Below are 12,236 nucleotides of genomic sequence, written 5' to 3'. Positions count from 1 at the left end.
ATGCCCCCTGCCCCCCAGACCGTCGTGCCGACAGCACGGTGCCGGCTTTGGGTGGGGTCAAGGTTGGCAGCAAGTTCGGCCTGCCGCACTGTACCAAGCCGCTGCGCCATCGCGAGGGTGTCCATGCCCATCGTGCTGGCCTCGATGCGGGCGAGGACGCGGCGCTGGCATGCCCATTTTTTGGCGCCGTAGTGGTCTCGGCATAATTGCGCAGGACCGGATGCTGCGCCTTCGCCCGCCTGACCGCACAGGCATCGGCAACCGTGACGATTTCAAGATCGGCGCGCAGCACGGCGTTGGTGGGCAGGCCGAGCGTACGCTTCGCGAAGGCTCGGCCATCACGGCCCCGCCATCCCTCCTTCCCAGCCGCCGCCGAGCGCAAGGAACAGCCGAACGCGATCCGAGGCGATGGACGCATCCGAGGCCGCCAGCGCCGCTTCGGTTGTGGCAAGGCTTCGCTGCGTGTCGAGCAGTTCAAGACCCGTTCCAAGACCGCCCCGAGTCATCCGGGCCTGGAGCCCGAAAGCCCTCCCGCTCTCATCACGCGCGACCCTGAGCTTGGCATTCTGGTCCAGATCGCGGGCATAGGTGCTGAGGACCGTCTCGGTTTCGCGGAGAGCTGCGAGGACGCTGCCGTCAAATGCCGCCAGCGTCGCGCGCGCCGCTGCATCGCTTTCCGCGATCCGCGCCCTGGCGACGCGTCGGTTCGGGAAGGACCACGAGATGAGCGGGCCGAAGCTGAACCGCAACGCCGAATCGTCGACCAGCCCACCCACGCTCCGCGAGGTCGTGCCGAGCGATGCGCCGAGGCTGACGCTCGGATAGAGGTCCGCCGTCGCCACTCCGATGCGCGCCGTCGCAGCCGCGAGCCGGCGTTCAGCTTCGCGGATGTCGGGCCGGCGCCGGATCAGCGCCATACCGTCGCCAATCGGCAGGGGGCGGTCGACGGAAGGGATGATCCGGCAGGTCGCGAGATTGGGCGGATAATCTTCGGGCGTCCGGCCGAGCAGCACGGCAAGACTGAATAGTGCAGCTTTGCGGCCTGCCTCGATCGGCGGCAGCGCTGCCTCGAGCTGAGCCAGAAGCGCGCGCGAGCGGGTAGCGTCGAGCGACGTGTAGAGGCCGGCGCGCACGCCTCTTTCGGTGAGGGCGAGGCTTTGCCGCTGCAGTTCGACCGAATGGCGGGCAACGGTCATCCGCGCGCCGGCCGCGCAGGCATCTCCATAGGCGCCGACCACTCCGGCCACGACCGTCGTGCGCGCAAGGTCATAGGCGGCGGCCTGCGCTTCCGCATCGGCCTGCGCGGCCTCGATCGTGCGCCGAATCCGGCCCACGACGTCGAGTTCATAGGATATGCCGACGCCGGCGTCGAATGTCGCATGGGTCCCGTTGGGCGAGCCGAGACCGAGATTGGACGGCTCGCCCACCGATACGCCGCCCGCCGTGGAAGTCTGGACGCCCGCGCCGGCCTCGACCTCCTGGACAATCGCGCGCGCGCGTTCGAGATTGGCCGCCGCGACCCTGAGGTCGGTGTTGGCCTCGATCGCTTCCTGGACGAGCGCATCGAGCTGGGGAATAGCGTAGAGGCGCCACCAGCGCTGGGGCAAGGGTTCAGCCGAATAGGCCGGCGATTTTCCTTCGGCAAAGCTCGCGGGCCGATCCGAGATGCCTGCGGGCAAGGGCGGCGCCCGATAGCTGGGGCCGACCGTGGCACAGCCAGCGAGCATCAGCGCGCCCATCAGTCCGAGCGGCCTTTTCGTTCCGACGCGCCCCATCGTCATTCGCTCCGGCCGGGGCCGAGCGCATTTTCCGCGCCATTGAGCGTCACGGTGACCGTCCGGCCCGCGATCAGATCGATGCCGGGCGGCACCTTGTCGATGGCGATCCGCACGGGGATGCGCTGGGCAAGACGGACCCAGCTGAAGGTGGGATTGACATTCGCGAGTAGCGTTCCGGACGCGGTCGTCCGTTCGCGATCGTCAATGCCCGCCGATCGGCCTTCAACATGGCCAGAAAGCGGCCTATCCTCGCCCATTACCCGGATCGTGACGCGGACGCCGGGGCGGATGTGCGAAAGCTTCGTCTCCTCGAAATAGCCGGCAACGTAGTAGCTGTCGGAATCGACCAGCGTCATCACGGGCTGCCCGGCGGCGGCATAGGCGCCGGGGCGGAGCGAGAAATTGGTGACGATGCCGTTGACCGGCGCACGCACCTCGGCGCGCGCCAGATTGATGCGGGCGAGATCGCGATCAGCGATCGCCTGGGCATAGCGTGCGCGGGCCTCCTCGGCGGTGGAGCGGCGGTCGTCACGTTGCTGCCCCGAGACGATATCAGAGAGGGCCTGATAGCGGCGGTTCTCCCGTTCGGCGGCGTTCAACGTTGCCCGTGCCGTGGCGACAGCGGCCTCGGCCTGCTCAACGGCATTGCGCAGCCGAACATGGTCGATGGTAAACAGGATGTCGCCGCGCCTGACCACCTGGTTGTCGCGAACGTGGACCTGCTCGACCCGGCCCGACACGTCTGCCGCGAGAGGGACCACATCCGCCCTGATCTTCCCGTCGCGCGTCTGTGGCGCGTAGGTGTAGTAATTATAGAGGTGCCAGAAGACGAACACGCCCGCACCCACCACCAGCAGGGTGAGCAAGGGCTTGAGCAGGCGGAGGAGGGTATCGCGATCTAGGGTCATGGCGGGCACTTCAGGATGCGGTGACAAGGCGTAGAGCCAGAAAGGCGGTGCCGGTCAGGATGAGGAACAGGGCGGTGTCGAACAGCGGGCGCTGCCAGACGAGGCGGTAGAAGCTGATGGACTCGAGCACCCGCGACAGCAGCAGGCGCATCGCGAAGCCGAGGATCGCGCAGAGGAGCAGCGGCGAAACGAACACGCCCGCGATGTCGATTTCGCCGATCATGTCGCCGGTACCCAGGCCGGCGCGCGCTCGAACAGGGCGATGCGCAGACCCGCTAAGGCATGAATGGCGCGGTCGGGGCGAGCGCCGGGCGAACCATCTCCCGGCCAGAGCGCATCAAGTGCTTCGTCGATGAGCGCGAGCAGACGGGACGACGGCTGCGGCTTGTCGAACTCGCTGCGGAGTTGATCGAGAACCCGATCCGTCGCCTGCCGCCCATCGGCGGGAAGCGCGTTGCCCATCGAGCGCAGGTCGGCGACGTTCGCGCCGACCCGCAGCCGGATGAGCAGGCCGGCGCTCCGCTCGACCTGCCCGGCTGCGGCAAGGCGCGCCGTCACCACCGAAATGCGGTCGAGCGCCCGCTGGACATAGCTGTCCCGCAACCGTCGGCTGGGCGACCGGCTCAGCCGCGCGATCTCGCGCGCTTCGATGCGGAGGACGCGCTGAAGCTGATGCTGCACGCCCCAGGTACGGAACAGGCCGGCGCCGAGAATGGCGGTGAATATGCCCAGCATGCTGGCGACGCTCGCCTCGACGAAGGTTCCGAAATCGGGCGGCGAATAATGGCCCTGTAGATTGATGTTGCTGAGCCCGAAGGCGAGGATCAGCGTCGCCATCGGACTGACGGCCGCCCAGACGCCCAGCGGCAGCATGAACAGGCCCATCATCATCGCAAAGGTCGCGAAATCGGCAGCGAGCGGGAGCAGGCCGTAGCACAGGATCCCCGCCAGCAGGGTCGCGAGCAGGGCGAAACGCGCGAACATTCCGATCGCTCTGCCAGGCTCGTCGCCGCCGCCGAAGAAGGCCAGCGCTATCGTGCTGAACAGGACAGCGTTCGCGCCCTGATGCCAGCCCGTCGCATACCAGAGCCCGCAGAGGAGGGCGTAGGTTACGAGGATTCCCGCCGCGATCCGGGCAGCGTGATCAATGTCGGGGTTGAGCGGAAACGCCTGCGTCTCGCTGACTGTTCGCGCGAGCGCGGGCGCAAGCTTCGCCTTTCCGCTCAACGCCGCCTCGATCCGCGAAACCTCGCTCCAGAGCGTCAGCATTTCCGTCAGCATGTCGGCCAGCGCATCATGAACGAGTTGCTGCCACGCGCGCGCGCGACTGGCATCGAGCGGAAGCGAGCGCACGGCATCGGCCAGATCGGGTGGCGGTTCCGTACCGGCATCGAGATGGGCCCTGGCCGTGGCGAGAGAGGGTCGGAGGGCCAAGCGCTCCGCTTCGCCAAGGCCCGCGATGCGGCTGCCGATCGCGGAAAGGAGCGGGACTATGCGCAGCAGGCGTTGCTGGATCGCGAGCGCGTGCCGCAGGTCATCGCGATGGATCGTCGGATCGTAGCGCAGCGCACCGGTCAGCTGTGACAGGGATGTGATGTCGGCCAGCGTCTTTAGCCGGTCATGCTCTCCTTGGGCGTCCGCCTCATGGCCATCAAGGACATCCTTCGCCCAGGTCTCGATGCTGGGCAGCCAGCGATGCAGGCGCGCGCGTAGCGCACCTTCAAGAGAACGCGGAGCGATCACGCCGTCAACGAGGGTCGTCGCGAGGATGCCGAGGGTGATTTCGCTGACCCGCGCCACAACGGTATCGAACATGATCTCCGGATGATCCACGCCGGCGACCGCCACCAGCATGAGCGTGATCGCGAAAAGCTGGAAGCCGTAGCTGCGCGGCGTGCGGTCGAGGAAAGAAATACCGAACGCCAGGGTTGCCACGATTCCCGACGCCGCGATCAGCAGCAGCGGCGCGCTCGCAAATAGCGCGACCATGGCAAGCGTGACGAAGCCGGCGCAGGAAGTTCCGGTGAACCGATAGACGGCCTTCGACCGGATCGCCCCGCTCATGGGGTTCATGCAGACGCAGCAGGTGACAAGTGCCCAGTAAGGATTGGGCAGGCCGATCCGCACCGCTATCGCGAATGCGATCATGCCCGCGACGAACAGCTTAACAGAGAAGATCAGCTGATCGGCGCTGACCTTCATCGGCCCGTCCGCGTCTGCTGCAGGAACTGACCGATCCGTTCCTCGAACAAACGCAGCGTGCGCGTCGTCGTTTCGATGTCCTGCGAAGGAAGATCACCAAGGAGATCGTCGCGGAGCCGCATGACCGCCTTTTCCATCTTCCTTGCAAGGTCACGACCTTTCGGCATGACATGGATCGTCTTGATGCGCCGGTCGTCGGGAGAATCGCGCCGCTCGAGCAGGTTGGCGGCTTCGGCCTGGTCGAGAATGCGCACCATGCCGCCCGGATTGACCCCGACTTCCTCGGCCAGCGCGTTCTGCCTGACACCCTTGTCTCCATGACGGGACGCCAGAATGAGCGCCGAAATGAGCGATGCGGGAAGTCCGAAGTCGGCGAGTGCGAGACTGACTGCCTGAACCCAGACACGCCGGATCGGCTGCAAAGCGTTCGTGAGTTCAAAAAGCGCGACGGGGCTGGTTCTGGATCGGTCGCAGGGCATGCGCGGCTACCTAGTCCATCATCCGATTACGTTCAATATACAATCATTGCCTTAACAATTAAATTGGGCAGGCTGAACACGCCAATGAGCCATGCGGTGCGCAAGATCAGGGGTTACCGGTCTTCTGACAAGAACGGCGAATGGCTCACGATGTGGGACGCGGCCGCCAAACTCGGAGTCCCGCACGTCAAGATCCAACGCTTCATCAGGAATGGCATATCGCCGCCGAGTAGGTCATGCGCTACGCGCCCTATCAAATCCGCTCCAGCGACCTCGAAGACGAGTGGATCAAGGCCAAACTGGCGCGCCCAATCCCGTGTCGCGCCCAAGACGACAACCAGGAATCGCTATTTTCCGACATTTGAAAAGGGGGTGCACAACGAATCAGCCTTTGCCCTGCGCTGAAAATCCTGGCTCTTCACCGGTTCAGACCGCGGCGGTCAGCGCACCGCCGTCATGATGAGCCTCATTGCCACGGCAAAGCTCAACGACATCGATCCGCAAGCCTGACCGATTTTGCCGGCGACGATGACGATGTTCTGCTTGATAAGCTCCAGTGTTTCCTGCCGTCGGGACCGTCCCTTCGACAAGCCCGGGGAAGCCCCGTCGGTTGTCTTCTGCCCCGGTGCCTCAGATCGGATCCCAAGAGAAGACGTCACCCGAACGCTCCGGCGGGGTGAAAGCCGCGCGGAAGGCAGGCAGGGCGCGTTCTGCAATCAGGGCCGGCGTCCAGCCACCTCCCGATTGGACGCTGCGGATCGGTCGCATGGCGTTGAACAGGAACAGCTCGTTGAGACGCGCTGCGAAGACCTGCCCGGTAACACCCTCTGCCGCCGCCGAGGCCAGGAAGACGACGAGCGGCGCGTTGGTTTCCGGTGTCATGCGCTTCATGCGTTCGACACGCGCCTGTTCCTCCGGTGTCGTTGCAGGAATGGAACTTGTCATCCGGCTCCAGGCGAAGGGCGCGACGCAGTTCGAGCGCACGCCGAACCGGCTCATGTCCAGAGCGATTGATTTCGAAAGGCCGACGATACCGAGCTTGGCCGCGGAATAATTCGCCTGACCGAAATTTCCGATCAGCCCCGAGGTGCTGGTCATATGCACGAAAGCGCCGCTGCCCTGGGCCCGAAACGGCTCGGCCGCCGCACGGCTCATGTAGAAGCTGCCGTTCAGGTGGACGTTGATCACCGCTTCCCAATCGGACGGATCCATCTTGTGGAAGATGACATCCCGAAGTATCCCGGCATTGTTGACCACCACATCGACCTGGCCAAAGCTGTCCATCGCCATCTCGATGGTGCGGCGCGCGGCATTCCATTCGGACACGCTTTCGCCCGAGATGATCGCCTGCCCGCCGATCTCTTCGATCATCGCCCGGGTTTCCTCCGCGGGTGCGCTGGAGCGCTCGCCGCTTCCTCCCAGTGATACGCCGATATCGTTGATCACCACGCGAGTGCCCGCCTTGGCGAATTCCAGCGCGATGCCGCGACCGATCCCGCCGCCCGCTCCCGTGATGACCGCAACCTTGCCCTCAAGTCCCAAACCCACTGTCATTTCGTACTTCCTCCTTGAACAGGCTGCCTTATCGGCCGAGACCGAGCACTTGCTTGGCAACAATGTTGCGCTGAATTTCGGATGACCCGCCATAAATCGACGTCGGGCGTGCCTGAAGGAAGACGCTGCCAGGATAGAGCGTCGGCGTGTCCGGCAACTGTCCGGCAAGTGTTCCCAGTTCCCCGGCAACGTCCATGATGCGGTCTGTGATCTTCTGGTAGAGCGCGGATTGGTTGATCTTGAGCATGGAAACGTCGGGACCGAGCCTTTCGCCGCGTCGCACCTTGTCTGCGAAGCTCGTGTAGAAGGACTTGTGGTCCTCGAGTTCCATGCGCAATCCGTTGAGGAGCGATGCATGGTCGCCGCTCTTCCCCAGATGGTCGCAAAGCCGCTCGAGATGGCCGAGCGCGCCTTCTGATTGCTTTGGCGAGCCCAGGAACAGGCGTTCGAAGCCAAGGAGGTTCTTGGCGATGGTCCAACCCTCGTTCACCTCGCCGACAATCGCGTCAGCGGGAATGCGGACATCGTCGAAGAAGACCTCTGCAAATTCGGCGTGCAGGTCGATGTTGACGATCGAACGCACCTTTACGCCGGGCATATCCATCGGCATAAGAAAGAAGCTTATGCCCTTTTGCTTGGCGGCCTGAGGATCCGTGCGGGCAAGCACGAAAATCCATTGCGCGTCCATGCCCAGCGTCGTCCAGACCTTCTGGCCGTTGATTACCCACTGATCGGCTTCGCGCACAGCGGAGGTACGGAGCGCCGCCAGGTCGGAGCCGGCATCGGGTTCGCTATAGCCTTGACACCAGATGATTTCGCCCGAGAGGATCTTCGGCAGATGGTAGGCGCGTTGAGCATCGGTTCCATGGGCGATCAGGAGAGGACCTACCATGGTCAGTCCGGTATCAGGCAGTCGGGCGCAACCATAGCGTTCCATTTCCTCGATCATGATCAGCAGCTTCGAGGGCGACAGTCCCATCCCCCCATATTCGCGCGGCCAGCCAGGCGCCAGCCAGCCCTGCTGCGACAGGATCCTGTACCAGGGCATGGCTTCTGCAGCGTGCAACCGTTTGGGGGGACTACGCAGGTTCTGCGGATAGCTGGCGGCGATCCAGTTCCGGACCGCCGCGCGGAAGTCGGCGTCTGTGAGCGGGTCCAGGTCCGCATGCGGCTGTGGCGCGGTCGGGCTAGTGATGGCTGTCATGTCGCTCTCCCCGGATAGGGGTGCGGGTTTCCCGAAAAAGGCTGCGCGCCCTTCCTCAACAGTCGCCATGATCCCGCTCATGGCCGTCCCTCCCTCAGGCCGCCGTAACGTTGGCGATGAAAGCCGGCACTGCCGTAGCGCGGCGCCAGCACCATGGCGCGGCGCAGGAACAAGCCGATATCGGCCTCGTCGGTGTAACCGATGGCACCGTGAAACTGCACCGCCTGTCGCGTGACCAGCATGGCGGCATCGGCCGCCCGCGCCTTCGCCCTGGAGGTGATACGACGGCAGTCGTCGCCCGTATCGAAGGTTTCGACGGCATCGCGCAGCACCGCCCGCGTCAAGCCAATCTCGATTTCCATATCCACAGCCTTGTGCTGCAACGCCTGGAAGTAGCCGATTGGTTGGCCGAACTGGACGCGAGTCTTGAGGTAGTCAAGCGTGATGGCAAAGGCGCGCTCCATGAGTCCGAGCAATGCCGACGCCGTGGCCAGGGCCGCGGCTTCGAGCGCCTTCGCATCGGGCGCCGATAACCGTTTCGCCTCGACCCCATCGAGGATCAAGGTCGCCGTGTGACCGCCGTCGAGGGTGCTTTCGATTTCAAGCGACACGCCCGCGGCTTTCGCGTCGATCAACCAGCAGGCTTCCGTTGAAACGACCAGAAATACATCGGCGGCGGCGGCCATTGGCACGAAACGCCGTCTTCCCGATATCCGCCCCTCGGCCTCGGTGATGCCTCCGGCGAGCGTGAGGCCATCGGGGGTATCGAGCCAGGCCGGCAAGACAAGCTTGTCACCGCTCAACGCTTCGGCGGGTGCGTCCTTGCCCATGAGATCGAGAGCAAGCTGGGCCTCGATGAACGGCTCGGGCAGCAACGCCGCTCCGACTTCACCGGCGAGTGCCGCATATTCCGCCATGCCGAGACCTGCCCCGCCTGCCGTTTCTGGCAGCCGAATTCCAAGCCACCCCATGGCGGAAATCTCGCTCCAGCGTCCTCGATCCATTCCCGGCCTGCCAAAGCGCAGATGTCGAACCGCCTTGAGATCGCCATCGCGCGGGGCAATGCCTGCGGCGCTTTCGACCAGCAGGCGCACCCCCTCAAGCCTGTCCTCGCCCGTTGCGAGCGCTGCAGCCATCGCCGTTTCCTCCTTATTCGAATTGGGCGAGACCGTTTGCGAGCACCACCACGTCGCGCTCCGTCACGCGAATGCGGAACGAGCCGTCCGGCCAGATTTCCGTAAGCAGGGTCTCCCCCGGCAGGACCGTCGCACTGAAACGAACATCAAGCCCCTTCAGTCGCGTCGGATCGCCTGCGCAAAGCGTCTTCATCAGAGCATGCGCTACGATGCCCAGGCTGCACAATCCGTGCAGGATGGGTCGCTCGAATCCGGCCTTGGCGGCAACATCAGGATCAATGTGCAAGGGATTCCCGTCGCCATTCCAACGGTACCAGAGCGCCTGCTCGGGCCGCGTTTGCGTCTTGCGCACAAACGCAGGATCCGTTTCAGGCAGCGCATGGGTCTGCTTCACCGGACCGGCCGCCCCCCCGAAACCTCCGTCCCCGCGCAGGAAGGTGGTGGCACGGGTCGTCGCGTAGAGCCTGCCATCCTCCGCGTCGCGCAGTTCCTTTTCGCTATAAAGCAGCGCGCCGCGCCCGGCGCCCTTGTCGATGATTCCCGTCACGCGGGTCTTGCCGATCACCACGCCTTCCGGCGGCAACGGGCCATACAGCGTAATGCCCTGCTCACCATGGACGAGGCGCAGCGCATCGACCCCGGTATCGGGGTTGGCAAGCCAGAACCCCGGATGCCCGAGCACCAGGGGCATGGTCGGAAAGGGGGTCAGCGGACCTGCGCCGACGAACCGCAGATCACCCCTGTCCATCGGATCCTGTCCGACGCCGATGGACAGGGCGTAGAAGGCACACTCGCGCGGACCATAGCTCTGACGGACCTCGGGAATGTCGTAGGCCATCAGCTTTTCGTAGTCGATCACGGCAAAACCTCATCATCGCACTCGATCACTGCGTCGAGCGCGAAGGCCCCGTCGGGCAGCGCGAGCACCGGATTGAGATCGATCGCGCGCAGGCGCGGGCCCGCAGCGGCGGCAAAGGCGGAAAGCCGTGACAACATGGAAGCAAGCGCATCAAGATCGGCGGGCGCGCGGCCGCGTGCCCCGGTCAGGATTGCCGCAGCCTTGATCGACAGGATCATCTCCCGCGCCGTCGCCTCGTCGAAGGGGCAGGGACGGATCGCCACGTCTTTGAGAATCTCGACAAAGATCCCGCCAAGACCGAAGACGGCGACGGGGCCAAAGACAGGGTCGCGGCTGATACCTATCAGGCATTCGACGCCCCCCGAAAGCTGTCGGGCAACCAGGATACCGGCAATGCGCGCTGCGGGCGCCGTCCTGCCGACCGTGTCGAGAATTTCTTGATAGGCCGCACGGACGCAATCGGTATCGACCAGGTTCAGCCTGACACCGCCGATATCGGACTTGTGAACGATGTCGGGCGAAACGATCTTCATCACGACAGGGAATCCGAGTTCGGCAGCGGCGGCTACCGCCTCCTCCGCCGAGTGCACGATCCGCTCGGCCGCAGCCGCTATGCCGGCTTTCGCAAGAAGCGCCTTTGCCGCGAATTCGTCGGGGCTGACGGCCGGGAGGTGGACATTCGGCAGATCCGGCAGAACCTTCGGCTTTCGCGCCATCATTTCGCCGACCCGTCCCATCGCCGCCATGGCCCGCACGGCCCGGCTTGGATCGGAAAATACGAGGAAACCGGCCTCTTCGTAGGCGCGGGTGACGGTGTCATCCGCGATGATGCAAAGCGCCAGCAGCCGGTCGGGAAACTCGGTGCGGATCTTGTGCAAGGTTTCGCGCAGTTTCGGCGCAAGCGTCGCGCTTCCGGCCACATAGGTCATGAAACACAGGATCGACCGGTATCCGCCATCTCTGAGCGCCGCGCGGGTGAACTCCTCGAACAATGACATGTCGTTCAGCGCCTGGGCCGTGCAGTCGAGCGGATTGGCCGGAGCGCCATAGGGCAGAAGCTGTTTCAACCGGGCCTGCGCCTCGGCCGGCATGGCCGGCATCGGCAAGCCTGCCAGTTCCGCCTCATCGCTGGCGACTATACCCGCGCCGCCGCTGATGGTGATCACGCCAAGACTATTCTGGGCAGGATAGATCCGCTGCCGCGCCGCGTAGGCGAAATCAAGCATCTGCTCAGTATCACGCACCCGGATGACGCCATGCTCGGCGAGAACCGCCTCGGCCACGGCATCGTCCCCGGCTAGCGAGGCTGTATGCGAGGCGGCCGCCGAAGCGCCGAGAGGGCTGCGTCCGGATTTCAGCATGAAGACCGGTTTGCCGGCCGCTCGCGCCGTATCGAGGGCGGCGATCATGCGGTCCGCGTCGCGAAAACCTTCTTGATAGGCGCAGATCACGTCCACCGTGTCACTGCCGGCCATCCAGCCGATTGCGTCAGCGACCGTCACGTCCGCTTCATTGCCGGTGGTGACCAGAACGGACGCACCAAGCCCGCGCACGCGCGCCACTGCCGAAAGATGAGCCCCGTAAGCGCCTGACTGGCTAGCGATGCCGACATTGCCCGGCAAGGGGAAAGCCATTTCCAACGATGAGGAAAAGGTGCCGTAATACCCCACGGCAACATTGTAGACCCCCAACGTGTTGGGACCGAGCACGCGCATGCCGTAACCATGTGCAATGGCCAGCACTTCGGCCTGGATTTTCTCTCCGGCCGCACCCGTTTCGGCAAATCCTGCGGAAAACAGCGTGACCGAGCGGCATCCCTTTTCGCCAAGAGACCTTACGATCTCCGGCGTCTGCTTCGCCGCGACAGCGATGATGCCGGCCTCCGGCGTCTCGGGCAGATCGGCGACCGAAGCATAGCAGGCAAGCCCCTGCACCTCGTCACGGCCGGGATTTACCGGCAGGATTCGACCCTTGTAACCGCCGCTCAGCATGGCGGCTATCGGGCGTCCGCCGATACGCGCAGGATCCGCGGATGCGCCGATGATCGCAACGGAACGCGGCGCCAGAAGCGCACCAAGGGATGCGAAATCATAGGTCCGAGGCTTCGCGTTCATGT

Annotated in this window: 10 protein-coding genes and 1 pseudogene; all 11 read right to left on the bottom strand. The window is 64.6% G+C overall.

Translation table 11 applies throughout. From position 1 onward, the window contains the following. Positions 1-89 precede the first annotated feature (89 nt). Positions 90-310, bottom strand: a pseudogene (locus H5V43_RS03470) (IS1380 family transposase); the annotation flags it as partial. A gap of 28 nt (positions 311-338) precedes the next feature. Then, the gene (locus H5V43_RS03465; RefSeq protein ID WP_197057673.1) at positions 339-1,775 is read right to left on the bottom strand and encodes an efflux transporter outer membrane subunit; all 1,437 of its coding nucleotides are present in this window, start codon (positions 1,773-1,775) and stop codon (positions 339-341) included. A gap of 2 nt (positions 1,776-1,777) precedes the next feature. Beyond that, positions 1,778-2,686, bottom strand: coding sequence for an HlyD family secretion protein (locus H5V43_RS03460; protein WP_025549997.1), 909 nt, complete (start codon positions 2,684-2,686; stop codon positions 1,778-1,780). Positions 2,687-2,696: 10 nt separating this feature from the next. Continuing rightward, positions 2,697-2,909, bottom strand: a complete 213-nt coding sequence (locus H5V43_RS03455; protein ID WP_024018728.1) for a DUF1656 domain-containing protein — start codon at positions 2,907-2,909, stop codon at positions 2,697-2,699. Next, positions 2,906-4,888: an FUSC family protein gene (locus H5V43_RS03450; protein ID WP_025549996.1), complete on the bottom strand. Its 1,983-nt coding sequence runs from the start codon at positions 4,886-4,888 to the stop codon at positions 2,906-2,908. Before H5V43_RS03450 ends, H5V43_RS03455 begins: the two co-directional genes overlap by 4 nt. Next, the gene (locus tag H5V43_RS03445; RefSeq protein ID WP_197057672.1) at positions 4,885-5,310 is read right to left on the bottom strand and encodes a MarR family winged helix-turn-helix transcriptional regulator; all 426 of its coding nucleotides are present in this window, start codon (positions 5,308-5,310) and stop codon (positions 4,885-4,887) included. Before H5V43_RS03445 ends, H5V43_RS03450 begins: the two co-directional genes overlap by 4 nt. A gap of 687 nt (positions 5,311-5,997) precedes the next feature. Then, positions 5,998-7,014: an SDR family NAD(P)-dependent oxidoreductase gene (locus H5V43_RS03435; RefSeq protein WP_244968654.1), complete on the bottom strand. Its 1,017-nt coding sequence runs from the start codon at positions 7,012-7,014 to the stop codon at positions 5,998-6,000. Beyond that, complete coding sequence (locus H5V43_RS03430; protein WP_200887638.1) at positions 6,950-8,206, bottom strand: acyl-CoA dehydrogenase family protein; 1,257 nt, start codon at positions 8,204-8,206, stop codon at positions 6,950-6,952. The genes H5V43_RS03435 and H5V43_RS03430 overlap by 65 nt, the downstream gene beginning before the upstream one ends. Continuing rightward, a complete protein-coding gene (locus H5V43_RS03425; RefSeq protein WP_025549991.1) occupies positions 8,203-9,261 on the bottom strand; it encodes an acyl-CoA dehydrogenase family protein in 1,059 nt (352 codons plus the stop codon). The genes H5V43_RS03430 and H5V43_RS03425 overlap by 4 nt, the downstream gene beginning before the upstream one ends. Before the next feature lie 13 nt (positions 9,262-9,274). Further along, positions 9,275-10,120, bottom strand: a complete 846-nt coding sequence (locus tag H5V43_RS03420) for a MaoC/PaaZ C-terminal domain-containing protein (protein ID WP_025549990.1) — start codon at positions 10,118-10,120, stop codon at positions 9,275-9,277. Beyond that, positions 10,117-12,234, bottom strand: coding sequence for an acetate--CoA ligase family protein (locus tag H5V43_RS03415; protein ID WP_037483155.1), 2,118 nt, complete (start codon positions 12,232-12,234; stop codon positions 10,117-10,119). The genes H5V43_RS03420 and H5V43_RS03415 overlap by 4 nt, the downstream gene beginning before the upstream one ends. Between the last annotated feature and the right edge of the window lie 2 nt (positions 12,235-12,236).

This window comes from Sphingobium fuliginis, assembly GCF_015074805.1.
Classification (GTDB): Bacteria; Pseudomonadota; Alphaproteobacteria; order Sphingomonadales; family Sphingomonadaceae; genus Sphingobium; species Sphingobium fuliginis.
This window is presented reverse-complemented; position numbering and strand designations above follow the sequence as displayed.